This window comes from Flavobacterium ajazii, assembly GCF_010614725.1.
Taxonomy (GTDB): Bacteria; Bacteroidota; Bacteroidia; order Flavobacteriales; family Flavobacteriaceae; genus Flavobacterium; species Flavobacterium ajazii.
The window spans coordinates 491,919-515,136 of record NZ_JAAEHL010000004.1 but is presented as its reverse complement, the minus strand read 5'-3'; the positions used below and the strand labels follow the sequence as shown (position 1 = coordinate 515,136).

The 23,218-nt window shown below is 34.1% G+C and carries 22 protein-coding genes and 2 riboswitches; of the genes, 21 read left to right on the top strand and 1 reads right to left on the bottom strand.

Annotated elements, in window-relative coordinates:
- Positions 1 to 50 precede the first annotated feature (50 nt).
- From GWR14_RS10125 to GWR14_RS10080, 10 genes are all read left to right on the top strand, one after another.
- Positions 51 to 1,358, top strand: coding sequence for an O-acetylhomoserine aminocarboxypropyltransferase/cysteine synthase family protein (locus GWR14_RS10125; protein ID WP_163408907.1), 1,308 nt, complete (start codon positions 51 to 53; stop codon positions 1,356 to 1,358).
- 717 nt (positions 1,359 to 2,075) lie between these two features.
- A complete protein-coding gene (locus tag GWR14_RS10120; protein ID WP_163408906.1) occupies positions 2,076 to 2,273 on the top strand; it encodes a hypothetical protein in 198 nt (65 codons plus the stop codon).
- A gap of 187 nt (positions 2,274 to 2,460) precedes the next feature.
- Positions 2,461 to 2,568: riboswitch (SAM riboswitch) on the top strand.
- A 74-nt stretch (positions 2,569 to 2,642) separates the two neighbouring features.
- The gene (locus GWR14_RS10115) at positions 2,643 to 3,608 is read left to right on the top strand and encodes an alpha/beta fold hydrolase (RefSeq protein WP_246236312.1); all 966 of its coding nucleotides are present in this window, start codon (positions 2,643 to 2,645) and stop codon (positions 3,606 to 3,608) included.
- Between the two features lie 20 nt (positions 3,609 to 3,628).
- On the top strand, positions 3,629 to 6,043 hold the full coding sequence (gene thrA, locus GWR14_RS10110; protein ID WP_163408904.1) for a bifunctional aspartate kinase/homoserine dehydrogenase I: 2,415 nt from the start codon (positions 3,629 to 3,631) through the stop codon (positions 6,041 to 6,043).
- A 30-nt stretch (positions 6,044 to 6,073) separates the two neighbouring features.
- Positions 6,074 to 6,376 (top strand): DUF1330 domain-containing protein, encoded by a 303-nt coding sequence (locus tag GWR14_RS10105; RefSeq protein ID WP_163408903.1) that lies wholly within the window; start codon positions 6,074 to 6,076, stop codon positions 6,374 to 6,376.
- An 18-nt stretch (positions 6,377 to 6,394) separates the two neighbouring features.
- Positions 6,395 to 6,826: an OsmC family protein gene (locus GWR14_RS10100; RefSeq protein ID WP_163408902.1), complete on the top strand. Its 432-nt coding sequence runs from the start codon at positions 6,395 to 6,397 to the stop codon at positions 6,824 to 6,826.
- A gap of 165 nt (positions 6,827 to 6,991) precedes the next feature.
- A complete protein-coding gene (locus tag GWR14_RS10095; RefSeq protein WP_163408901.1) occupies positions 6,992 to 8,164 on the top strand; it encodes a trans-sulfuration enzyme family protein in 1,173 nt (390 codons plus the stop codon).
- Between the two features lie 159 nt (positions 8,165 to 8,323).
- A complete protein-coding gene (locus GWR14_RS10090) occupies positions 8,324 to 8,842 on the top strand; it encodes an RDD family protein (protein WP_163408900.1) in 519 nt (172 codons plus the stop codon).
- Between the two features lie 21 nt (positions 8,843 to 8,863).
- Positions 8,864 to 9,379 carry an alpha/beta hydrolase family protein gene (locus GWR14_RS10085; RefSeq protein ID WP_163408899.1) on the top strand — a complete coding sequence of 172 codons (516 nt, stop codon included), beginning with the start codon at positions 8,864 to 8,866 and terminating at the stop codon, positions 9,377 to 9,379.
- A 236-nt stretch (positions 9,380 to 9,615) separates the two neighbouring features.
- Complete coding sequence (locus tag GWR14_RS10080; RefSeq protein WP_031454305.1) at positions 9,616 to 10,026, top strand: RrF2 family transcriptional regulator; 411 nt, start codon at positions 9,616 to 9,618, stop codon at positions 10,024 to 10,026.
- Positions 10,027 to 10,106: 80 nt separating this feature from the next.
- On the opposite strand, the gene GWR14_RS10075 is transcribed toward GWR14_RS10080, so the two are convergent.
- Positions 10,107 to 10,889, bottom strand: coding sequence for a sulfite exporter TauE/SafE family protein (locus tag GWR14_RS10075; protein ID WP_163408898.1), 783 nt, complete (start codon positions 10,887 to 10,889; stop codon positions 10,107 to 10,109).
- A gap of 309 nt (positions 10,890 to 11,198) precedes the next feature.
- Between GWR14_RS10075 and GWR14_RS10070 the strand changes: the two genes are divergently transcribed.
- From GWR14_RS10070 to GWR14_RS10025, 11 genes are all read left to right on the top strand, one after another.
- Positions 11,199 to 12,101: a sulfite exporter TauE/SafE family protein gene (locus tag GWR14_RS10070; RefSeq protein ID WP_163408897.1), complete on the top strand. Its 903-nt coding sequence runs from the start codon at positions 11,199 to 11,201 to the stop codon at positions 12,099 to 12,101.
- A 26-nt stretch (positions 12,102 to 12,127) separates the two neighbouring features.
- Complete coding sequence (locus GWR14_RS10065) at positions 12,128 to 12,838, top strand: phosphoadenylyl-sulfate reductase (protein ID WP_163408896.1); 711 nt, start codon at positions 12,128 to 12,130, stop codon at positions 12,836 to 12,838.
- A gap of 109 nt (positions 12,839 to 12,947) precedes the next feature.
- Complete coding sequence (gene cysD / locus GWR14_RS10060) at positions 12,948 to 13,847, top strand: sulfate adenylyltransferase subunit CysD (RefSeq protein WP_078227138.1); 900 nt, start codon at positions 12,948 to 12,950, stop codon at positions 13,845 to 13,847.
- A gap of 117 nt (positions 13,848 to 13,964) precedes the next feature.
- On the top strand, positions 13,965 to 15,209 hold the full coding sequence (locus GWR14_RS10055; RefSeq protein ID WP_163408895.1) for a sulfate adenylyltransferase subunit 1: 1,245 nt from the start codon (positions 13,965 to 13,967) through the stop codon (positions 15,207 to 15,209).
- Between the two features lie 74 nt (positions 15,210 to 15,283).
- Positions 15,284 to 17,374 carry a HEPN domain-containing protein gene (locus GWR14_RS10050; protein ID WP_163408894.1) on the top strand — a complete coding sequence of 697 codons (2,091 nt, stop codon included), beginning with the start codon at positions 15,284 to 15,286 and terminating at the stop codon, positions 17,372 to 17,374.
- On the top strand, positions 17,367 to 18,140 hold the full coding sequence (gene cobA, locus GWR14_RS10045; protein ID WP_163408893.1) for a uroporphyrinogen-III C-methyltransferase: 774 nt from the start codon (positions 17,367 to 17,369) through the stop codon (positions 18,138 to 18,140). Before GWR14_RS10050 ends, cobA begins: the two co-directional genes overlap by 8 nt.
- Before the next feature lie 42 nt (positions 18,141 to 18,182).
- Positions 18,183 to 18,764, top strand: coding sequence for a precorrin-2 dehydrogenase/sirohydrochlorin ferrochelatase family protein (locus tag GWR14_RS10040; protein WP_163408892.1), 582 nt, complete (start codon positions 18,183 to 18,185; stop codon positions 18,762 to 18,764).
- Positions 18,765 to 18,860: 96 nt separating this feature from the next.
- Positions 18,861 to 19,913: an NAD(P)/FAD-dependent oxidoreductase gene (locus GWR14_RS10035; protein WP_163408891.1), complete on the top strand. Its 1,053-nt coding sequence runs from the start codon at positions 18,861 to 18,863 to the stop codon at positions 19,911 to 19,913.
- 205 nt (positions 19,914 to 20,118) lie between these two features.
- A complete protein-coding gene (locus GWR14_RS24015) occupies positions 20,119 to 20,253 on the top strand; it encodes a hypothetical protein (RefSeq protein WP_262888213.1) in 135 nt (44 codons plus the stop codon).
- A gap of 204 nt (positions 20,254 to 20,457) precedes the next feature.
- A riboswitch (SAM riboswitch) is annotated at positions 20,458 to 20,569 on the top strand.
- Positions 20,570 to 20,839: 270 nt separating this feature from the next.
- A complete protein-coding gene (locus GWR14_RS10030; protein WP_163408890.1) occupies positions 20,840 to 21,844 on the top strand; it encodes a homocysteine S-methyltransferase family protein in 1,005 nt (334 codons plus the stop codon).
- Positions 21,845 to 21,981: 137 nt separating this feature from the next.
- On the top strand, positions 21,982 to 22,983 hold the full coding sequence (locus tag GWR14_RS10025; RefSeq protein WP_163408889.1) for a PDDEXK nuclease domain-containing protein: 1,002 nt from the start codon (positions 21,982 to 21,984) through the stop codon (positions 22,981 to 22,983).
- The last annotated feature ends 235 nt before the right edge of the window (positions 22,984 to 23,218 follow it).

Genomic DNA, 23,218 nt, shown 5'->3' with positions numbered 1-23,218 from the left:
ATAATAATAAAAAATAAGAATAGTATTAATACTTTAAAAACTAAGAAATCATGAGCACACAAAAATTTGCAACAAACGCATTACACGCAGGACACGACGTAACTAAAAATTCAGGAACCAGAGCGGTGCCGATTTATCAGACTACATCGTATGTTTTTAATAATTCTGACCATGCAGCCAACTTATTTGGTTTAGCTGAACCAGGGTTTATCTATACAAGATTGAATAATCCGACCAACGACATTCTGGAACAGCGTCTTGCAGCTCTTGAAGGCGGAATTGGAGCAGTAGTTACCGCTTCAGGTACATCGGCTATTACTACAGCTTTGCTTACTTTACTAAAAGCAGGTGATCATATTGTGGCTTCAAATAGTTTATACGGAGGAACATATAATCTTTTAAAAGTGACTTTGCCTCGTTTAGGAATTACAACCACTTTTGTAGATCCTTCTAATCCGGAAAATTTTACTAAAGCTGCCAAAGAAAATACCAGAGCCTTTTTTGCTGAATCTTTAGGAAATCCAAAGCTAGATGTTTTAGATCTGAAAGCAATTTCATCAGAGGCTAAAAACTTCAAAGTGCCTTTTATTGTAGATAATACCGTAGCGACTCCTTATTTATTGAAACCAATTGAATATGGTGCCAATATCGTAATTCATTCATTAACGAAATATATTTCAGGAAACGGGACTTCATTAGGAGGCGCTATTATTGATGCCGGAACTTTTGACTGGGCTAACGGAAAGTTTCCTGAATTTACAGAGCCTTCTGCAGGATATCACGGACTGGTATATCACGAAGCTCTTGGAAATGCAGCCTTTATTGCAAAAGTAAGAATCGAAGGTTTACGTGATTTCGGTGCAGCTTTGAGTCCGTTTAATGCTTTTCAGATTATTCAGGGACTGGAAACTTTGCCAATCCGAATAAAAAAACATAGCGAAAATGCGCTGGCTCTTGCCGAATGGCTTGAAAAACAGGACCAGGTGGTTTGGGTGAATTACCCGGGACTGAAATCCAATAAATTTTATGATTTAGCCAAAGAATATCTGCCGGAAGGCCAAAGCGGTGTTATTACTTTTGGGCTTCAGGGAGGTTATGAAGCAGCTAAAAAAGTAGTTGATGAAACTAAACTGTTCTCGCTTCTGGCAAATATTGGAGATACAAAATCACTTATTATTCATCCGGCCAGTACAACACATCAACAACTGACAGACGAGGAACAGCTGGAAACAGGAGTTTCAAAAGATTTAATTCGTCTTTCTGTCGGAATAGAAGATATCGAAGATTTAATTGAGGATTTAAAAACTGTTTTTGAAAGTGTTGCAAAATCACACCATACAGTCCTTAATAAAAATTAAAGTTTTTTTGTTTTTTGTTTGAAAAATTGCCTTTAGTAAAGTGGATTTGCTAAAGGTGATTTTTTTTAGAACAAACTTTTTTAATTCAATAAGGTAAAAGGGTTTCCTTCTAAAAATAAGTTCTTTGAAATACTTATTTAAAAGTAAAGTACAAGCGGAGTTTTTTGTTTGAATTGTAGGTTTTGGCTTATTTTTCAAACGTTGTAATTTTTGTAAGATGTTTTTTGGTGTTAAATAGCGTTTTTTTATCGTTTTTATGCTGATTTTGTGGGTTTATATTTGGTAAATAAAAAAAAAGGTTGCATATTTGTTACACCCAAAAGCTACTAAATATGTTTAATCAATACCAAATGTTTTGCGTCCTTTCGAAAGAAGAAACCGTTGGGTTGTCTATTGCTTAAAATTGTAAAAACAATATCATTATAGCAAAGCCTCCCAAAATATTTTGGGAGGCTTTTTAAATTTATACAACAAATGTCAGAATTTTTTAAAATAACAAATAAATCACAGATGAATAAGTCCCTTCAGATGAACAAGATGTTCAATGTCGCGTCTATTGGCGTATGCGTCTGTTGATTCCAAAAGTATAATAAGTTAAAACGACTTGACCCTTTTGGTATCTAAATCCAAAAGGGTTTTTTTATTTCGTCAGACGACTTAACAAAATAGTAAAAGAATAATAAAGAAAAATAAATAAACAGACTAAAACTTAATATTATGAGCACTTTAAACTACTTAGCAAAAACATTCATTACATTGAAAAACATAAGGCACAGAAGAAACAATTTGCCAAAAAATGAATTGACTCATCCAAGATTCGGAATCACTGAAACGGATATAAAAACCGAAAAGAAAGATCCTAAATCTTTATTGTTTTTGATGTATTCAAAAGAAAATGAAACGCTTTTTATCTAAATTAAAGAGTTTTTCAAATAGGTAATTACCTGCTTAATTTTACTGGGCAATTTTGTTCGGTAATTTTTTGCGTACAATAGTTTTTGTTTGTGATATAGTTAATAAACAAAAGAATCTATTCAGATAAATTTGTTTGTTTAAGAAAATAGTAGTTAATTTGCACCGTTAAGTTCAGAAATGTATTGAAATGTTATAAAGAAAGGACGAGGGATTAGACCCGATGAATCCTTAGCAACCCTTCGGTAAAGCGAAGAAGGTGCTGCATTCTACCACGCCCAACGTGGAAAGATAACAAAAAGTTTTTCAGGTTAGTTCTAAACTTTCTTTCTAATATTTCCATATACAAATCAAAAAATAAAAGATTTGAAATTGGAAAGTATACCACCAAACCCTATCATATTACAAAATTTCACTACCGAAAGTGGTGCTCAATATAATTCGTTACCCTTAAGTTTTGTACTTTTTGGTCAACCATTGCATAATGCTCCTGTTGTTTTGGTCAATCATGCTTTAACCGGAAATGCTCAGGTTACTGGAGAAAATGGCTGGTGGAATGATTTGATTGGTGAAGGAAAAACAATAGACACAAATAAATATTCCGTTTTGGCTTTTAATGTTCCCGGTAACGGAAATGATTCTTTTATCATTGAAAATTATCAGGATTTTACGGCAAGAGATATTGCCGCTATTTTTTTGAAAGGAATAGAAGCTTTACAAATTGAACAGCTTTATGCCATTATCGGAGGTTCTGTAGGCGGAGGAATTGCCTGGGAAATGCTGGCATTAGAGCCAAACATCACAAAACATTTAATTCCGATTGCGACAGACTGGAAATCGACGGACTGGATGATTGCAAATTGTTTTTTACAGGAGCAAATCCTGAAAAATTCGTCAAAACCAATTGAAGATGCCAGAATTCACGCCATGTTGTGCTACCGTTCTCCGGAATCATTTAAAGAGAAATTTCAACGGACTGTAAATGAAAACCTTTCTGTTTTTAATATAGAAAGCTGGCTGGCACATCACGGAGATAAATTACAAAAAAGATATCAGTTGGCTTCTTACAAACTAATGAACCAACTGCTTAAAACAATAGATATTACCAGAAACGGAGAAGATTTTAAAACTTTAATGTTAAAAACAAAAGCGGATATCCATATTATTGGTATCGATTCAGATTTGTTTTTTACACCAAAAGAAAATCGGGAAACGTTTCAGGAATTAAAAAAGTTCAAAGACAATGTTTTTTACAGCGAAATAAATTCGGTACACGGACATGATGCTTTTTTAATAGAGTACAAACAATTAGATAATTTACTTGCTGCTATTTTTTAGCATAAATAACAAAAGATAAAATGAAAATATTAAAATTTGGAGGTAAATCATTATCAAACGGAGAAGGACTTAACAAAGTTGTCTCTATCATTGCTGAGAAAGTAAGCCAGGGTGAAAAAATTGCTGTAGTAGTTTCTGCAAGAGGAAATGCTACAGATGAATTAGAATATATTTTAAAAATTGCTGCTAAAAATGGCGATTACAAACGATTATTAGAGAATTTCAAAACGTATCAGGTTTCAGATTATCCTCAGGTTGATTTATCTGAAGAGTTTACTATTCTGGACAAACTTTACGAAGGAGTAAGCCTGATTGGAGATTACAGCAATAAAATTAAAGATCAGATTTTGTCTAAAGGTGAATTGCTTTCGGCAAAATTATTAACGGCTATTTTGATCGAAAAAGGTATTCCTGCAAATTTTACAGATACCAGAGATTTGCTGAAAACGGATTCTAAATTTGGTGATGCACAGCCTTTAGAACAGCTTTCGAAGAAAAATGTTGTCAATTATTTTAAAGAACATAATGGTTCAACAGTTAATATCGTAACTGGTTTTATTGGTTCTAATAATAATAATGACACGACAACTTTAGGAAGAAACGGTAGTAATTACACAGCTTCGTTAATTGCAAATTACCTGAATGCAGAAGAATTACAAAACTTCACACACGTTGACGGAATTTATACTGCAAATCCTGATTTGGTAGAAGATGCCAAAAAAATCGAATTTTTATCATTCAATGAAGCAAACGAATTAGCCAATTTTGGAGCTACAATTCTGCATGCCAAAACAATTATTCCTTTGTTGGAAAAAAATATTCCGCTTCGAATTCTAAATACATTCAATCATGAAAATCGCGGAACGTTAATCACTTCTGATTCGACTAAAGAAGGAATAAAAACGCTTTCTGTTCTTGAAAATGTTTCTCTTTTGAATCTTGAAGGACGTGGATTACTTGGAAAAGCCGGAGTTGATGCCCGAATTTTCAAGGTAATGGGCGATAACAACATCAGTGTAAGTATTATTTCGCAAGGTTCTTCAGAAAGAGGAATTGGTTTGGTTGTGGCGACTGATAAAGCGACAACAGCAATGGTCGAATTGGAGAAAGAATTCGAAAATGACTTTTATTCTAAAGACGTAAACCAGATTACAGTGACAGATAATGTTTCGGTTATTTCAATTATTGGTCAGGATTTGAGTACGTTTCACAAACCATATACAGCATTAATCAAAAATAAAATTGTTCCGATATTGTTCAATAATACGGTTACAGGTAAAAACGTGAGTTTGGTGGTTAAAAAATCTGAACTTAATAAAGCCTTAAACGTAATTCACGGTGAGATTTTTGGGGTTTCTAAGAAAATTAATATCGCTGTTTTTGGTCACGGATTAGTGGGCGGAACTTTAATCAATCAAATTTTGGAGTCGGCTTCAGCGATTGAAAAACGTAAAGATATTAAGCTGAATGTTTTTGCAATTGCGAATTCTAAAAAACTGATTTTAAATAAAAACGGCGTAACTTCTGACTGGAAAAATGAGATAGAGAAAAAAGGACTTGATTATACTATTCAGGATATTATTGATTACGCAGATAAATACCATTTAGAAAACTTAATTGCCATTGATAACACAGCAAGTGCTGCATTTGTTGAGAATTATATTAAACTTGCAGAAAGTAGCTTCGATTTGATTTCTTCGAACAAAGTTGCTAATACGCTGAGCTATGGTTTTTATAAAGAGTTAAGAAAAGTTCTGGCTGAAAATCAAAAGAATTATTTGTATGAAACCAATGTTGGTGCCGGTTTACCATTAATTGATACGATAAAATTACTGCATCTTTCAGGTGAAAATATCACTAAAATAAAAGGGGTTTTCTCTGGAACGTTGAGTTATCTTTTCAATAATTTCTCTGCGAAAGATGTTCCTTTCAGCGAAATTTTACAAGAGGCAATTGATAATGGTTATACAGAACCAGATCCACGTGAAGATCTATGCGGAAATGATGTGGGAAGAAAATTATTGATTTTGGCAAGAGAATTAGATTTACAGAATGAATTTGAAGAAATTTCCATTCAGAATTTAATTCCGGAACATTTACGCGAAGGAAATGTTGCTGATTTCTTAACGAAATTAAAAGAATTCGATCCGATTTACGACAAAATAAAAGCAGATCAAAAACCGAATCATGTATTGAGATACATCGGTGAATTGTCAGGAGATTTGCAGAATGACAAAGGAAATCTTGAAGTAAAATTAGTTTCAGTACCATCAGACACTGCTCTTGGCGGACTAAAAGGCTCTGATTCTTTCTTCGAAATTTATACAGAATCTTACGGAGACAGACCAATTGTAATTCAGGGAGCCGGAGCAGGTTCAGCGGTTACGGCAAGAGGAGTTTTTGGAGATATTTTGAGGTTGTCTGATAAAGGATAGAGATTTAATTGAGGCTAAAAATTCTTAAAAATGATATTCATAACACAATTTATTTATCTGTTCGAAGGTCAGGAAGAAGTTTTTCATCAGTTTGAAGATATTGCGATTCCAACAATTTTGAAGTACAATGGAAAATTATTGCTTCGCGTACGACCAGATGAAAAGAGTTATATAGAAAGCAATATAGAGCAACCTTATGAAATTCATTTGGTAGAATTCGAATCAGAAGAAGATTTTGAGAATTTTAAACACGATGAGGAGCGAAAAAAGTTTCTTCATTTGAAAGAACAGTCTATAAAATCTGTTTTGTTCATAAAAGGAAATAAACTTTGACAAAAAAATAACAACACAATGAAAATAACATTAGACAGAGTAAACGAAAACTTCCACTTTCAATTAAAAAATGAACGTGGACATATTGTAAATGTTGATGCACGTCCTGAGTTTGGAGGTAACGATATGGGGCCAAGCCCGATGGAATTGGTTTTGATGGGAGTAGCAGGCTGCAGCGGAATCGATATGATTTCGATTCTAAAAAAACAGCGTCAGGAAATTACTTCTTTTAAAGCTGATGTTGAAGGCGAGCGTGTACAGGTAGGAGAGGCAAAGCCTTTTAAAAATATTTATGTTGTTTTTTCTTTGGAAGGAAACATCAAAGAAGATAAAGCGGCTAAGGCAGCACAATTATCATTCGATAAATATTGCTCGGTTTCTAAAACGGTAGAACCAACTGCGACGATACACTACAAAGTAATTTTGAACGGAGTAGAATTAGAAAAATAAAATAATTAGAGAATTAGTCAATTAGAAAATGAGATAATTCTCTGATTTTTGATTGAATCATAAAAATTCGCATTAAATTTCTTAGTGAATCTGCGAGTCTTTGTGAAATTTAAAAACAACGGATTAGTGCCAATTGATACAATTCGTGTTAAACAAAAAAACAAAATGAGCGAACAAGAGTTTGGTTTTGAAACACAAGCCATCAGAACACATTTAGAGAAATCACAATTTCAGGAACATTCAACTCCTTTATATTTATCATCAAGTTTTGTATTTGAAGATGCAGAGGATATGAGAGCGTCTTTTACAGAAGAAAAAGTACGTAATATTTATTCTCGTTTCAGTAATCCAAACACCACAGAGTTTGTGGATAAGGTTTGTGCAATGGAAGGAGCTGAGGCAGGATATGCTTTTGCAACCGGGATGGCTGCAATTTATTCAACTTTTGCCGCTTTATTGGACTCAGGTGATCATATTGTTTCTGCCGGAAGCGTTTTCGGGTCAACACATGCGTTGTTTATGACTTATTTCCCAAAATGGAATATTGAAACGACCTATTTCGATATTAACAAACCGGAAACGATTGAGAGTTTTATCAAACCAAATACTAAAATCTTATACGCTGAAACACCTACAAACCCTGGTGTAGATGTAATTGATTTGGAATTGTTAGGGCAAATAGCCAAGAAACATAATTTGATTTTAATAATTGACAACTGTTTTGCAACGCCATACATTCAGCAGCCAATTAAATACGGAGCGCATATCGTAGTGCATTCTGCTACAAAGTTAATGGACGGTCAGGGGCGTGTTTTAGGAGGAGTTGCTGTTGGTGATGCTGAGTTAATTCGCAAAATATACTTGTTTTCAAGAAATACAGGCCCGGCAATGTCGCCATTTAATGCATGGGTATTATCAAAAAGTTTAGAGACTTTGGCGGTTCGTGTGGACAGACACTGCGAAAATGCTTTGAAAGTTGCCGAGTTTTTAGAAAGTCATCCAAATGTAAACAGTGTGAAATATCCTTTCTTAAAATCACATCCAAAGTATGAAATCGCTAAAAAACAAATGCTTTTAGGAGGTAATATTATTGCTTTTGAAATTAAAGGTGGAATCGAAGCAGGACGTAAATTTTTGGACAAAATTAAATTATGTTCACTTTCAGCCAATATTGGTGACGTAAAAACAATTGTTACACATCCGGCGTCAACTACACACAGTAAATTGTCTGTGGAAGAGAAATTAGCTGTAGGAATTACTGAAGGTCTGGTACGTGTTTCTGTAGGTTTGGAAACAGTAAAAGATGTAATTGCCGATTTAGAGCAAGCGCTTTCTTAAAATAATTTTAGATAATACAAAAATGACAATTTTTGACCGTAAACTTATTACTGTTAAAAATTGTCATTTGCTTTTAATGCTTGTTTGAACTTAAAGTATATTTTTGTTTTGATTAAAATCCAATTTTTTAAATAGCATATATTATTCAAACCAACCCACATGAGTAATTCTACCTACATCCTTGACAACAAATTATTGGCTTCTAATGACAGTCGTTTTATAAATAATCTTGTAGATTCATCCCTTACATGTGCTTTTTTGTTAGTGTTACAATATTATTTTTTTCCTTTTCTTATCGGTTTTTTTGACTCGTTTGATTTAACTGGTTTTGGAATTTGGTATTACAATTTAAATGAATGGTACTGGTTGAGTATTAGTTGGGGACTGACATTAGGTTATTATGTTTTAACAGAAGGTTTTTTGGGCAGGTCGCTTGGGAAATTTATTACAGGTACAATTGTGATAAATAAGAATGGCAATAAACCAGGTTTTAGAACAATTTTGATAAGAACTTTAATTAGATTTATTCCTTTAGATATCCTTTCTTTTTTAGGGAATTCTGGAAGAGGTTGGCATGATTCCTTTTCAAATACTTATGTAGTGAACAAAAAAGCATTAGAGGAAAGTATAAAATTATATTATGAATTTGATTTAATTGGAGTAAAGGAAATAGAGTGATAAATTCATTTCTATACAACTATGAAACCAAGATTACTCATTTTATCAGATCTCTTTGGAGGAAAAAATCCGGAATGGGTAAAATTGTATACTGAAATATTACAATCTAAATTTGATGTTCAGTACTATGATGTTCGTGTATTGGCAAATATCTGTTTAGAAAGTATTAGTGAATCAGATATTCACGATCAATTTCTAAATGGAGGAATTGAAAAAGCAGTTGAGAATTTATTAAAACTTGAAAAAGAAGAAATTGTCATTTTAGGTTTCAGTATTGGAGGAACAATTGCCTGGAAAGCTGCTTTAAACGGCTTGAAAGTTTCTCATTTAATCGCAGTTTCATCAACAAGATTACGTTTTGAAACCCAAATTCCGGACTGCAAAATCAATTTGTATTTTGGAGAAAAAGATTTAAATGTGCCAAATTCGGAGTGGTTTTCAGATTTAAATATATCGAATCAATTTTTTGAAAACCAAGGGCATCAATTGTATTTACAAAAAGAGAATGCTTTTATTATTTGTAATAATTTTTTGTAGTTTTTTATCCAAAAAGTATATTTTTGTTAACAGTGAGAATTAAAAACCTGACATAAATTCAATTTAATTGAAGTTTAGGAAGAAGATTGATAAAACTATACCAAATTAGTAGAATTAACTTTTGTTCTATTTAGTAATATCGTTCAAAAAGCTTATTTTTGCTGCGAAATAATAAGAAGCCGTTTGTTTAATTCATTGATAGCTTCTGAACTAAATTTACAATCTAAAATTTAAAAATGCTTTCAAAGAAAACAAAATACGGAATTAAAGCTCTAACTTATTTGGCCCGACGTGAAAACAATGAACCTGTTCAAATTGCTGAGATTGCCAAAAGCGAACATATTTCGATTAAATTTCTGGAAAGTATTTTGTTACTATTAAGAAATTCCGGTTTTCTGGGAGCCAAAAAAGGTAAAGGAGGAGGCTATTATCTTATAAAAGAGCCAAAAGATATTAGTATGGCCAAAGTATACCGAATTCTTGAAGGGCCTATAGCTCTGTTGCCTTGTGCCAGCCATAACTTTTATGAAAAATGCGATGACTGTGATGATGAATCAACCTGTGCTGCAAGACGTTTAATGACAGAAGTTCGTGATAATACACTTAAAATACTGGAAAGTAATTCTTTGGCTGATATAGCTTTTTAATTAAATCTTACTATTAATAAATAAAAAAATGACCATTTCAAATCTAGAAATGGTCATTTTTTGTAAGGTGTATTTTTTATTTAAAAAATTAATTTATATCCGGCTAAGAAAAGCATTACTGCAATTGCATTTCTAAGAAACTGATCCGGAACTTTCCCACTCAGCATACTTCCAATTACAATTCCCGGAAGAGATCCTAATAGTAATTGACCTAATAATATCAAATCCATATTTCCCATTGAGGCATGCCCTATTCCGGCAACTAATGTTAATGGAACAGCATGTGCAATTTCGGTTCCTACTAAACGGGGTGTTGGCAATAAAGGATAAAGAAAAAACAACGTAACAGTTCCTAATGCACCGGCACCAATAGAAGTCAAAGTTACCGTTGCGCCCAATAAAACACCAATTCCTATGGTTAGCATATTTTGTGTTGTGCTTTCACTATGAAATTTATCTCCGGCATGTTTCTGGGAAAATTTTAATATTTTTTGTTTAAATATAATGGCTACAGAAGTGAAAAGTAATGCCCAGCCTAAACTTGTTTTAACTACCTTATTTACCGTTTCAATGTCTGTTTTGATACTGTTTAAAATCCATAGCGTTAATAAAGCGGCAGGGACACTTCCTAATGTTAGCCAGCCAGTAATTTTCCAGTTGATGTTGCCTTTTTTGTTGTGTACAAATATTCCTCCGGCTTTGGTAAAAGCAGCATAAAGCAAATCAGTTCCAACAGCCTTAGTTGGCGGAATACCAAAATATAATAATATAGGAGTCATTAAAGAACCTCCTCCAACACCGGTCAGACCAACTATAAAACCTACAGCCAAACCTGCTATAACCAAACCTATCTGAAAATCCATAAAAAAAAGTTTGGCGCAAAAATAGAAACAATTTTACAATTATCCTATGGAAATGGTAGGCTTTAAAAGTGTATCTTTGAAACGGAAAAGAGAATTAAATGTATGTGTCTTAAAAACAGTTAAATATGGTTTTAGATTTATTGTATTTGTTTATTAATCTTTTAAAATATCCTTAAAATTTGATTTTAAGAAGTTTAGAAATGTAAAAAGTTAAAAAATTGTTTTGATATTTAGAAATAAGTAGTAATTTTGCTTTTCAATCTACTAACCCGATAGGGTAATGGATTTTAGCAAAGAAACCCAGTAATTATGGAGAAAGAACTAAAATTAAATAGTGTTAATGCTAAGTTTTCTGTGACAGTAAAAGAAAAATTATGGATAGGAATACCAGTTGTTTTGCTGGTAGGTTTGCTAAGTACTCTGATATATAACCATCACGCCGAGTTTTCATGGGATGGATTTATTGGAGGATTCAATCAGGAGTTTTTAGTTTTTTTTGCTATTGGTGTTTTTGCACAATTGGTAGACGGTACTTTAGGAATGGGTTATGGAGCGACTTCAACTTCGTTTTTACTGGCTTACGGAGTTCCTCCGGTTGTTAGCAGTACAGGAGTTCACGTAGCTGAGATGTTTACTACAGGTGCATCTGCTATATCACATCATAAATTTGGAAACATCAATAAAAAACTGGTAAAACATTTATTGATTCCGGGAGTATTAGGTTCAATTACAGGAGCTTATTTGTTGTCTGATGTGATTGACGGAGATGTGATTAAGCCATTTATTGCAGTTTATATGATCGTTTTAGCGGTTGTTATTATTAGGAAAGCATTAAAAAAGAGCATCGTAAAAAAGAAAACTACAAAATTGAGTGCTTTAGCTGTTTTTGGAGGTTTTATGGATTCTGTTGGAGGAGGAGGCTGGGGACCAATTGTAACTTCAACATTATTAGGAAGAGGAAGAAATCCGAGATATACGATTGGTTCTGTAAACGCAGCTGAGTTTGCGATTTCGTTTGCGAGTGGTATCACATTCATGCTTTTTGGAGGTATTCACGGCTGGCAGGTAATCATCGGGTTGATTTTAGGAGGTGTTCTTTCAGCTCCATTAGCAGCTTATCTGGTAAATAAAATCAAAAGAAAACCAATGATGGTTGCAGTTGGGGTTCTAATTATATTATTGAGTTTAAAAACATTATCTAAATTATTGTAAAAAATAATTTTAGGGAGGGAGAGATTATGAGTGCGAGTATTGTACAAGAATTATTAGAAAAAACTAAAGATTTTTCGCTTGACGAAACCTTAGTTTTTTTAGCAAATGAATTTCCGGGAAAAGTAATTTTCTCTACCTCTTTCGGACAGGAAGATCAGGTAATTACAGATTTGATTGCGAAAAGTAACACAGATATTACAGTGTTTACTTTAGACACAGGAAGATTATTTCAGGAAACCTACGATGTTTTTCATAAGACATTAAAAAAATACAAAAGACCAATTGAAGTGTTTTTTCCGGAAGCTACATCGGTTGAAAATTTACTGAAAACAAAAGGCCCGAATAGTTTTTACGATTCAGTTGAAAATAGAAAAGAATGCTGTTTTATCCGAAAAGTGATTCCGTTGCGAAAAGCTTTGGCAGGAAATGCAATCTGGATTACAGGTTTAAGAGCAGAACAATCTGAGAACAGACAAGATTTGAGTTTGTTCGAATATGACGGAGGTTTTGAAATCATTAAATTCAATCCGTTATTAAAATGGACTTTACAGGAAGTTGAAGATTATTTACAGGAAAATAATGTGCCTCAAAATGCATTACACAAAAAAGGCTTTGTAAGTATCGGTTGCGCACCTTGTACGAGAGCTATTTTTCCGGGAGAAGATATCAGAGCAGGAAGATGGTACTGGGAGTCAAGTCACAAAGAATGTGGTTTGCACGGTACTAAGAAAGAATAAATAAGTTTCTAAAAATTAGAGACAAGAGAATATAGAATACAGAGTGGAGAATTTTAGATCAGAACCTGAAATTTGACACAGACATAAAATATCAAATAAAATATCAAAAATGAGTTCAGTGTTAAAAACAAATGCTTTAGAAAGTGAAGCTATATACATCTTTAGAGAAGTTGTTTCTCAGTTTGACAAACCGGTTTTACTTTTCTCAGGCGGAAAAGATTCTATTACATTAGTGCGTTTGGCACAAAAAGCATTTTTCCCTGCTAAGATTCCGTTTCCTCTATTACACGTTGATACGGGACACAATTTTCCTGAAACAATCGCTTTCAGAGATAAATTGGTTGAGGAATTAGGTTTAGAGTTGATTGTGCGTAATGTTCAGGATGCTATTGACGAAGGAAAAGTAGTTGAAGAAACGGGTAAATATTCAAGCAGAAACAGCTTACAGACTACAACACTTTTGGATGCAATTGAAGAATTCAAATTTGATGCTTGTATTGGCGGAGCACGTCGTGATGAAGAAAAAGCAAGAGCTAAAGAACGTATTTTTTCTGTTCGTGATGATTTCGGACAATGGGACGAAAAAAATCAGAGACCTGAATTATTTGATATTTTGAACGGAAAGATTGAAAATGGACAAAACGTGCGTGTTTTCCCAATTTCAAACTGGACAGAATTAGATGTTTGGAGTTATATCGAAAAAGAGCATATCGAGATTCCATCAATCTATTTTTCACATAAAAGAAAAGTTTTTTTGAGAGACGGTTTAATCTGGTCACATTCTCCTTTTGTGTACCAGGAAGAAGACGAACAAATCGAGGAGCGAATTGTTCGTTTCAGAACCGTTGGAGATATGAGTTGTACAGCTGCTGTTGAATCTTATGCAGCAACAATTGCAGAGGTAGTAGGTGAAATCAGAGAATCTACCATTTCCGAAAGAGGAGCCAGAATCGATGATAAACGTTCTGAAGCTGCAATGGAGAAAAGAAAACAACAGGGATACTTTTAATTTTGGTAAGAAGTTAAAAGTTAGAAGTAAGAAGAATCAAAAAAACAAAAACATACAGATTTATAAGTTTCGAGAGAACATGAAACCTGAAACTTTAAACCTGAAACAATATATAAGATGGACGTTTTAAAAATAGCAACAGCAGGAAGTGTAGATGACGGAAAAAGTACTTTGATTGGAAGATTATTGTACGATACAAAATCGTTGACTACAGATAAAATAGAAGCAATTGAAAAAAGCAGTAAACAAAAAGGATATGATTACCTTGATTTTTCGTTAGCAACAGATGGTTTGGTAGCAGAAAGAGAACAGGGAATCACGATTGATGTAGCTCACATTTATTTTTCGACTGCAAAGAAAAGTTACATTATTGCCGATACTCCGGGTCACGTAGAATATACAAGAAACATGGTTACAGGAGCTTCAACTTCTCAGGTTTCTATCATTTTAATTGATGCCAGAAAAGGAGTTATCGAGCAAACGTATCGTCACTTTTTTATCAATAATTTATTGAGAGTAAAAGAAGTAATCGTTGCCATTAACAAAATGGATTTGGTCGATTACTCAGAAGAAGTTTTCAATAAAATCAAAGCTGATTTCCAGGCATTAAATGCAAAAAGTACTTTCAAAGAACAAAACGTAAGTTACATTCCTTTAAGCGCTTTGACAGGAGATAATGTTGTAGATAAATTAGATGGAATGCCTTGGTACAAAGGACAGACTATTTTAGAACATTTAGAAGGATTACATTCTTCGGATGTTTTTGAAAGCGGAAAAGCACGTTTCCCGGTTCAGACAGTTATTCGTCCAAAAACAGAAGAATACCATGACTTCAGAGGTTACGCAGGAAAATTATACGGAAATTCAATTAAAGTAGGGGATGCTGTAACAGTTCTTCCTTCTTTAACAGAATCAACAGTTACAAACATTCACTTTTTCGATAAACAATTTGATGAAGCTGTTGCAGGTTCTTCTATTACAATCGAGTTAGAAAATGATATCAATGTGACAAGAGGTGATATGATTGTAAAATCATCAGAGCTTCCAAAAATTGAGAAAGATATTGAAACGACTATTTGTTGGATGGACAGTAAAAAACTGGTTCCCGGAACTAAATATTTTGTACAGCACAATACAAATAGGGTTTTAGCAAAAATTGAGAGCGTTAAAAACACAATTGCTACAGATTATTCAGGTACAACTCCGGCTTCACAATTAGCAATTAATGAAATAGGAGAAGTAAACATTAAATTAAGCAAAGCGTTGTATTTTGATTCTTATAACGAAAACAAGTCAAACGGAGCTTTTATTTTAATCGATGCCGTAACCAATACAACAGCAGGAGTAGGATTCATAAAATAGTTGATAGTTGATGGTTTTTAGTTGATAGTTAGACTGCCAACAACCGCCAACCACCAACCATAAACTAAAAAAATATGGAAAGTTTTAGAACAGAAATAGAAAATCCGGTAGTTCAAAGAGAGATTATCGAATTAGAAAAAAAGATTCACTTATTCCGTGGAGGAAAAATTGATGATGAGCGTTTTCGTAGTCTTCGTCTAGCGCGCGGAATCTACGGTCAGCGTCAGGAAGGCGTGCAGATGATTCGTATCAAACTGCCTTACGGTAAAGTAACCAGTGAGCAATTGAAAAGGATAACAAATGTTTCTGAAGAATATTCTACAGGACGTTTGCATATTACTACTCGTCAGGATATTCAAATTCACTATGTAAGTTTAGACAGAACTCCTGAACTTTGGGCTGATCTGGCTAAAGATGATATTACGCTTCGTGAAGCTTGTGGAAACACCGTAAGAAATATAACAGGAAGTGAGTTAGCAGGTGTAGACGTAAACGAACCGTTTGATGTTACGCCTTATGCGCACGGAATGTTTCAGTATTTATTAAGAAATCCGATTTGTCAGGAAATGGGACGTAAATTCAAAATCTCGTTCTCATCTTCAGACGAAGATACGGCTTTGAGTTATTTGCACGACTTAGGATTTATTCCAAAAATCAAAGATGGACAAAAAGGATTCAAAGTGGTTTTTGGAGGAGGTTTAGGATCTCAGCCGGCGCATGCAGAATTACTTTCTGAATTTGTTCCGGTTAACGAAATCATTCCGACAGCAGAAGGAATCATTCGTATTTTCGACAGATACGGTGAGCGTGCCAAAAGAATGAAAGCACGTATGAAGTTCTTAATCAAAGAGATCGGGAAAGATGTTTTCCTGGATTTAGTTGAAAAAGAGAAAAAAGCAATCGCTTTTGAAACATACGAAATTGATACAACTGCTTTTGAAGGAGCTATTCCTGAACCATTATTAGAAGTGCCTCAGGTTACAATTGAAGATTCGGCAGCTTATGAAGCCTGGAAAAAATCGAATGTAATTGCACAAAAACAAGCAGGATATTATGCTATTGGAATCAAAGTTTTATTAGGAGATTTTTATATTGATAAAGCGAGATTATTAGCAGATTTAATTAAAAATTACGCAGCAAACGAACTACGTTTTTCATTGCGTCAAAATATTGTAATACGTCACGTAAAAGAAGAGAATCTTCCTTTCTTTTATCAAGAATTAGCCAAACTTGACTTTGTTCATCTGGGATATAATTCAGTTGGGGATATTACGGCATGTCCGGGTACTGATACTTGTAATTTGGGGATTGCAAGCAGTACCGGTATTGCAGAAGAATTAGAAAGAGTTTTAAGTGCAGAATATCCTCAGTATTTAAATAACCGTGAAATCGAAATTAAAATTTCAGGCTGTATGAATGCTTGCGGACAACACAATATGTCTGCAATTGGATTTCAGGGAATGTCTATCAACTCAGGAAAATTAGTGGCTCCGGCTTTACAGGTTTTATTGGGTGGAGGAAGATTAGGAAACGGAGAAGGACGTTTTGCCGACAAAGTAATTAAAATTCCAAGCCGTAGAGGGCCAGAAGCATTACGTACTATCTTAAATGATTTTGATGCTAATGCTAATGGAGAAAAATTCCTGAACTATTATGATGCAAAAGGAGAGAAATACTTCTACGAAATCTTAAAACCATTATCTGATGTGACCAATTTAACAGAAGCTGATTTTGTGGATTGGGGTAATGCAGATAATTACGTAAAAGCAGTTGGAGTGGGAGAATGTGCCGGAGTGGTGATCGATTTAGTGGCAACATTATTGTTTGAAGCTAAAGAGAAATTAATCTTAGCTCAGGAATCTTTCGACGAGAAAAAATGGTCGGATGCGATTTATCATGCTTATGCAGGATTTGTAAATGGAGCGAAAGCTTTGTTATTATCTGAAAATCAAAAGACAAACCACCACGCGGGAATTATTGATTTGTTTGATACTATTTTTATCGAAAGCAATAAAATTGAATTGAATTCAACTTTTAAAGACTTGGTTTACCAAATCAATAAAAATGAACCATCTGAAGCTTTCGCTAAAGATTATATTGCACAAGCAACAGTTTTCTTTGATAAAATCGAAACATTCAGAGCTCAGGAATTAGCAGATGCTTAATATAAAACCCAAAATAACTTTAGTCGGTGCAGGTCCGGGAGATCCCGATTTACTGACGCTGAAAGCTGTAAAAGCACTGGCTGAAGCTAATGTGGTTTTGTATGACGCTTTGGCCAGCGAAGAAATTCTGGATTACGCACCAAAAAATGCGATTCGAATTTTTGTTGGAAAAAGAATCGGAAACCATGCTTACATGCAGGATCAGATTAATCAGTTGATTGTTGATAATGCACTGACGTATGGAAATGTAGTTCGATTAAAAGGCGGAGATCCGTTTATTTTTGGGAGAGGTAGTGAAGAAATAGAATACGCAGAAAGCTTCGGAATTGAAACGATTGTAATTCCGGGAATTTCATCAGTAGTTGCAGTTCCGGCAAGCCAGGGAATTTCGATTACAAAAAGAGGAGTTTCAGAAAGTTTTTGGGCGATTACTGGCACAACATCAGACAGAAAATTATCTTCAGATGTAGCTTTGGCAGCACAATCTTCTGCAACAGTTGTAATCCTGATGGGAATGCATAAACTGCCTCAGATTGTAGATTTGTTTCAAAAAGAAAACAAAGGAAATCTGCCGGTTGCCATTATCCAAAACGGAACAACAACAGAAGAAAAAATAGGTGTAGGAACAGTCGATTCGATTTTGGAAATCGTAAAAGAAAAAGAATTAGGCTCTCCGGCAATTATCGTTTTAGGCGAAGTTGTAAAAGAAAGCCACAAACTAAAAGGATTTTACGAAGAATTTTTATCAAAAGAAGCCGTTCGATAAAATGAAAATCATCTAATTTTGGTTGGATGAAAATAAATTAAAATGGAACAAAACGAATTATATCCGATATTTTTAAAGCTTCACAATTTAAATGTTCTGATTGTAGGCGGAGGAAATGTAGGTCTGGAAAAGCTTTCTTTCTTGCTAAAGTCAAGTCCGAATGCAAATGTTGAGGTAGTAGCAAAAGAATTTCATTTAGAAATTAAAGCATTGGCAGAGCAGCATCCTTCGATTACATTGACAAAATCGAAATTTAAAAAGAAAATGCTCAAAAAACGCCATATGGTAATTGCGTGTACTGATGATTTAAAAGTAAATAAAAAGGTATATGATTTGGCGAGAAAGCGTTATCTGATTTGCAATATAGCCGACACACCAGATTTATGCGATTATTATCTCGGTGGAATCGTAACAAAAGGAAATGTGAAAATTGCCATTTCGACCAACGGAAAATCACCAACAACAGCCAAAAGGCTAAGGGAGTTTTTTGAAGAAGTGATTCCGGAGGATATCAATAAAATGGTTGAGAACCTCAATGAATACAGAAAAACACTGAAAGGTGATTTTGAAGATAAGGTTAAAAGAATGAACGAAATTACGGCTTCGTTAAAAAATAAAGAGTAAAAAGTTTCGCAAAGAAATGAATGATAAAAATCATTGAAATTAGAATAAATTATTTGTTTCTTTGTATTATTAAGAATGATTATAAACAACACCATAATGATTAAAACAGATATACTTATAATTGGAGCAGGACCAACAGGTTTATTTGCCGTATTCGAGGCAGGATTATTAAAATTAAAATGCCATATTTTAGATGCTTTGCCTCAGCCTGGAGGACAGCTTTCGGAATTGTATCCTAAAAAGCCTATTTACGATATCCCTGGCTTTCCGGAAGTTTTGGCAGGAGATTTAGTAGACGGTTTAATGGAGCAGATTAAGCAGTTTGAACCAGGTTTTACTTTAGGTGAGCGTGCAGAAACTATCGAAAAACAAGAAGACGGAAGTTTTATCGTGACGTCAAACAAAGGAAAGAAATTCCATGCGCCTGTAATCGCAATTGCAGGAGGTTTAGGAAGTTTTGAACCACGTAAGCCTCTTATTGAAGATATTGAGTTTTATGAAGACAAAGGTGTAAAATACTTCATCAAAAATCCTGAGAAATTCAGAGGCAAAAGAGTAGTTATTGCCGGAGGAGGAGATTCAGCGTTAGACTGGAGTATCTTCCTAGCAAATGTAGCTTCAGAAGTAACTTTGATTCACCGTAGAAACGAATTTAGAGGCGCTTTAGATTCTGTAGAAAAAGTTCAGGAATTAAAATCAGCCGGAAAAATCAAATTAATTACGCCAGCTGAGGTAATTGGAATCAATGGTGCTGAGCATGTTGAATCTTTGGATATTGAAGAAAACGGAGCACACCGTAAAATCGAAACAGATTATTTTATTCCACTTTTCGGATTGACTCCAAAATTAGGACCAATTGCTGACTGGGGATTAGAAATCGAGAAAAATGCGATCAAAGTAAACAACGCATTAGATTACCAGACTAATATTCCGGGAATTTTCGCTATTGGAGACGTAAATACATATCCAGGAAAATTAAAATTAATCCTTTGTGGATTCCACGAAGCGACTTTGATGTGTCAGGCGGCTTATCAAATCGTTAACCCTGGTAAAAAATACGTTTTAAAATACACTACAGTTTCAGGTGTAGACGGTTTTGACGGAACACGTAAAGAAGCTCCAAAAGCTGTTGTGAAAGCGATAGTTTAATAGGGAAAAAGATTCTTATTAAATATCAAAAGCTCAAACTTTTTTAGTTTGGGCTTTTTTGTTGATGTTAATTTAAACTTAGTCTGTCAGAAGCGAAGTAACTTTGCAGTATTATTTTTTTTCAGAAAGAGAAATTTTGATTTTAGTATTTTGAATGATGAAGAAAAAATGTTAACTTTAAGAAAGTATTTAAAATTATCTATTTATGGACAAATGGAATGAAGAACAGCTACCAGAAGAAAATTCAAAAATTGGCAGTGAAATGAAAATGACAGATAATGAATTAACAGATCATCAGGAAGTCATGGATACATTTCTAAAATGGGAAAGAAGTTTTTAAACAATCCCTTGAAGACATTAATAAGTCTCTTTAGGCTTACAGACTAAGATTTAAAATCAAAAGCTCAAACAGTAATAGTTTGAGCTTTTTTATTTCAGAAAATTTAAGCTTAGAGTCTCAGAACCTTAGCAATTTAGATTCTTAAAAAAAACTTGCAAGTCGAAAGGCTATTTTGTACCTTTGCGCCGTTCCTAATTTTATTGAAAGTTATCACGAAAGGCGGAGGGAAAGACCCAATGAAACCTTAGCAACCCTTTGCCATAAAGAAGGTGCTACATTCTACTTAATACAGCAACGTATTCAAGATAGATAACGCAAAATACATTACGTATTTCTCAAAAAACTTTTCCTGACAACTTACAATAATTACTGAAACAGATTCAGTATTTCGAGCGAATTATTGACGCATTTTTGCAGTCAAAGTTCCCGCTGTATGCTATATCTTTTATTCTGAACCCCAGAATAAAAGGATATCACACCCATCGGGGCTAATTAGCCGGTAATAGTGAACTTTTGGAATTAATAATGATTAAAAAACTTAGCATCTAAGAACCTTAGCTTCTTAGCAGCTAAAAGATAAAAAAATATGTCGATTACAATTCAGGAAGCAATTAAAAAAAATATCCTAATCCTTGACGGAGCAATGGGAACAATGCTGCAACGCTATAACTTCTCAGAAGAAGATTTTAGAGGAGAGCGTTTCAAAGATTTCCCGCATCCGTTAAAAGGAAACAACGATTTACTATCCCTAACACAACCACAAGCAATCCGCGATGTTCATGCCGCTTATTATGAAGCAGGTGCTGACATCGTAGAAACCAATACCTTCTCCGGAACAACAATCGGTATGGCCGATTATCACATGGAAGATTTGGTTTACGAGTTAAACTACGAATCGGCAAAACTTGCACGCGAGGTTGCCAATCAGTTTACCGCAAAAAATCCAGAGAAACCACGTTTTGTAGCAGGTTCAATCGGACCTACAAACCGTACAGCAAGTATGTCACCAGATGTAAACGATCCGGGTTACAGAGCTGTAACTTTTGATGATTTAAGAATTGCCTACAAAGAGCAGGTAGAAGCTTTAATGGACGGTGGCTGTGATTTGCTTTTAGTAGAAACGATTTTCGATACCTTAAATGCAAAAGCAGCACTTTTTGCAATCGAAGAAGTAAAAGAAGAACGCAATCTTGATATTCCAATCATGGTTTCGGGAACGATTACAGATGCTTCAGGAAGAACGCTTTCTGGGCAAACTGTTGAAGCATTTTTGATTTCGGTTTCGCATATTCCGTTATTAAGCGTAGGATTCAATTGTGCTCTTGGAGCCGATTTGCTGAAACCGTATTTAAAAACATTAGCGCATAATACAAGCTTTAATGTTTCAGCGCATCCAAATGCTGGATTGCCAAATGCTTTCGGACAATACGATGAAACACCAGAACAGACACAAGCATTCATTAAAGAATATTTAGAAGATAATTTGATCAATATCATCGGCGGTTGTTGCGGAACAACGCCAGATCATATTCGATTAATGGCTGAGGTTGCTAAGGATTATAAACCGAGAGTGGCGCCAGTTTTTGAATAATATTCATATTCCTGCAAGGTTTTCAAAACCTTGTAGGTATAATTTTATTGAGGTATAAAAGCAGAAACCTCCAAGCTTTTCAAAACAGTGCAGGTTAGGATGAAGCAAAAATTTCGTTGAAATTGTAAATGACAATTATGAGTTTAGAGAAAGAACCTTATAATGAACTTATAGATAAAATTGGTAGTTTGTTGCAACAAGGAAGGCAACAAGCGATACAATCTGTCAATACAATTTTGGTGCAGACTTATTGGTATGTGGGGCAACACATTGTGGAGTTTGAGCAAAAAGGAAATCAAAAAGCTGAATACGGAAGTCAATTGCTTGATACGCTTTCTAATGATTTGACACAAAAGTATGGTAAAGGTTTTGGTCGTTCCAATATTTTTCAGATACGCCAATTTTATATCAAGTTTCAAAATATCCAGACACTGTCTGGACAATTGACCTGGAGTCATTATACAGAGATATTAAAATCAAATAATGATTTGGAATTGGGTTTTTATGCTAAACAATGTCAGCATGAACGTTGGAGTGTAAGAGAATTAAAACGTCAAATGAAGAGTTCATTGTTTGAAAGATTAGCATTAAGCAAGGATAAAGAAGGTGTTTTGAGATTGGCTAAAGAAGGACATATTGTAGAAAATGCAGAGGATTTAATTAAAGACCCATTTGTACTGGACTTTTTAAATATTCCTGAACAATATCAATATTTAGAAAATGAACTGGAAGAGAAAATTATTTCGAATCTACAGCAGTTCATTATGGAGATGGGAAAAGGTTTTGCTTTTATAGGCAGACAATATCGAATGAGTATTGGCGGAAGACATTTTTATCTGGACTTGCTTTTTTATCATCGAATACTGAAATGTTTTGTTTTGGTAGATTTGAAAAGAGGTGAAATCGATCATCAAGATATTGGTCAAATGAATTTGTATCTGAATTATTTCAAAAAAGAAGAAGCAACAGAAGGAGATAATGAGCCAATTGGTATTGTATTGGGAGCACATAAAAATCATATTTTAGTTGAATATGCAACGGATAGTATTACAAATAAGGTTTTATTAAGTAAATATCAATTGTATTTGCCAGATAAAAAAACACTTCAAAATCAATTGGACAAATTGTTGGAAGAATAAATAATAAAATTGAAACTTGGAAAACATAAATGGACTTATGAAACCGAGTTTGCGTGAGGGATAGAAGTGAAAAGCCCACAGCTTGACGAAGGAAGAGCGAGGACTTGTAACGGATAGCCCGACCCGGAGGGACACGCCCAAAGTATTAAAAAGATTACAGGTTTAAAGACCTAAAAAATATAGAATAAAAAACTTAGAACCTTAGTATCTCAGGATCTCAGTAACTTAAAAAAAA

Bases quoted from the DNA above. Each gene is read 5' to 3' on its own strand.
- cysD (WP_078227138.1), top strand. From the start codon at position 12,948: ATGAGTTCAGTGTTAAAAACAAATGCTTTAGAAAGTGAAGCTATATAC.
- thrA (WP_163408904.1), top strand. From the start codon at position 3,629: ATGAAAATATTAAAATTTGGAGGTAAATCATTATCAAACGGAGAAGGA.
- GWR14_RS10090 (WP_163408900.1), top strand. From the start codon at position 8,324: ATGAGTAATTCTACCTACATCCTTGACAACAAATTATTGGCTTCTAAT.
- GWR14_RS10040 (WP_163408892.1), top strand. From the start codon at position 18,183: ATGGAACAAAACGAATTATATCCGATATTTTTAAAGCTTCACAATTTA.
- GWR14_RS10080 (WP_031454305.1), top strand. From the start codon at position 9,616: ATGCTTTCAAAGAAAACAAAATACGGAATTAAAGCTCTAACTTATTTG.
- GWR14_RS10075 (WP_163408898.1), bottom strand. From the start codon at position 10,889: ATGGATTTTCAGATAGGTTTGGTTATAGCAGGTTTGGCTGTAGGTTTT.
- GWR14_RS10065 (WP_163408896.1), top strand. From the start codon at position 12,128: ATGAGTGCGAGTATTGTACAAGAATTATTAGAAAAAACTAAAGATTTT.
- GWR14_RS10095 (WP_163408901.1), top strand. From the start codon at position 6,992: ATGAGCGAACAAGAGTTTGGTTTTGAAACACAAGCCATCAGAACACAT.
- GWR14_RS10085 (WP_163408899.1), top strand. From the start codon at position 8,864: ATGAAACCAAGATTACTCATTTTATCAGATCTCTTTGGAGGAAAAAAT.
- GWR14_RS10120 (WP_163408906.1), top strand. From the start codon at position 2,076: ATGAGCACTTTAAACTACTTAGCAAAAACATTCATTACATTGAAAAAC.
- GWR14_RS10105 (WP_163408903.1), top strand. From the start codon at position 6,074: ATGATATTCATAACACAATTTATTTATCTGTTCGAAGGTCAGGAAGAA.
- GWR14_RS10100 (WP_163408902.1), top strand. From the start codon at position 6,395: ATGAAAATAACATTAGACAGAGTAAACGAAAACTTCCACTTTCAATTA.
- GWR14_RS24015 (WP_262888213.1), top strand. From the start codon at position 20,119: ATGGACAAATGGAATGAAGAACAGCTACCAGAAGAAAATTCAAAAATT.
- GWR14_RS10055 (WP_163408895.1), top strand. From the start codon at position 13,965: ATGGACGTTTTAAAAATAGCAACAGCAGGAAGTGTAGATGACGGAAAA.
- GWR14_RS10025 (WP_163408889.1), top strand. From the start codon at position 21,982: ATGAGTTTAGAGAAAGAACCTTATAATGAACTTATAGATAAAATTGGT.
- GWR14_RS10125 (WP_163408907.1), top strand. From the start codon at position 51: ATGAGCACACAAAAATTTGCAACAAACGCATTACACGCAGGACACGAC.
- GWR14_RS10070 (WP_163408897.1), top strand. From the start codon at position 11,199: ATGGAGAAAGAACTAAAATTAAATAGTGTTAATGCTAAGTTTTCTGTG.
- GWR14_RS10035 (WP_163408891.1), top strand. From the start codon at position 18,861: ATGATTAAAACAGATATACTTATAATTGGAGCAGGACCAACAGGTTTA.
- cobA (WP_163408893.1), top strand. From the start codon at position 17,367: ATGCTTAATATAAAACCCAAAATAACTTTAGTCGGTGCAGGTCCGGGA.
- GWR14_RS10050 (WP_163408894.1), top strand. From the start codon at position 15,284: ATGGAAAGTTTTAGAACAGAAATAGAAAATCCGGTAGTTCAAAGAGAG.
- GWR14_RS10030 (WP_163408890.1), top strand. From the start codon at position 20,840: ATGTCGATTACAATTCAGGAAGCAATTAAAAAAAATATCCTAATCCTT.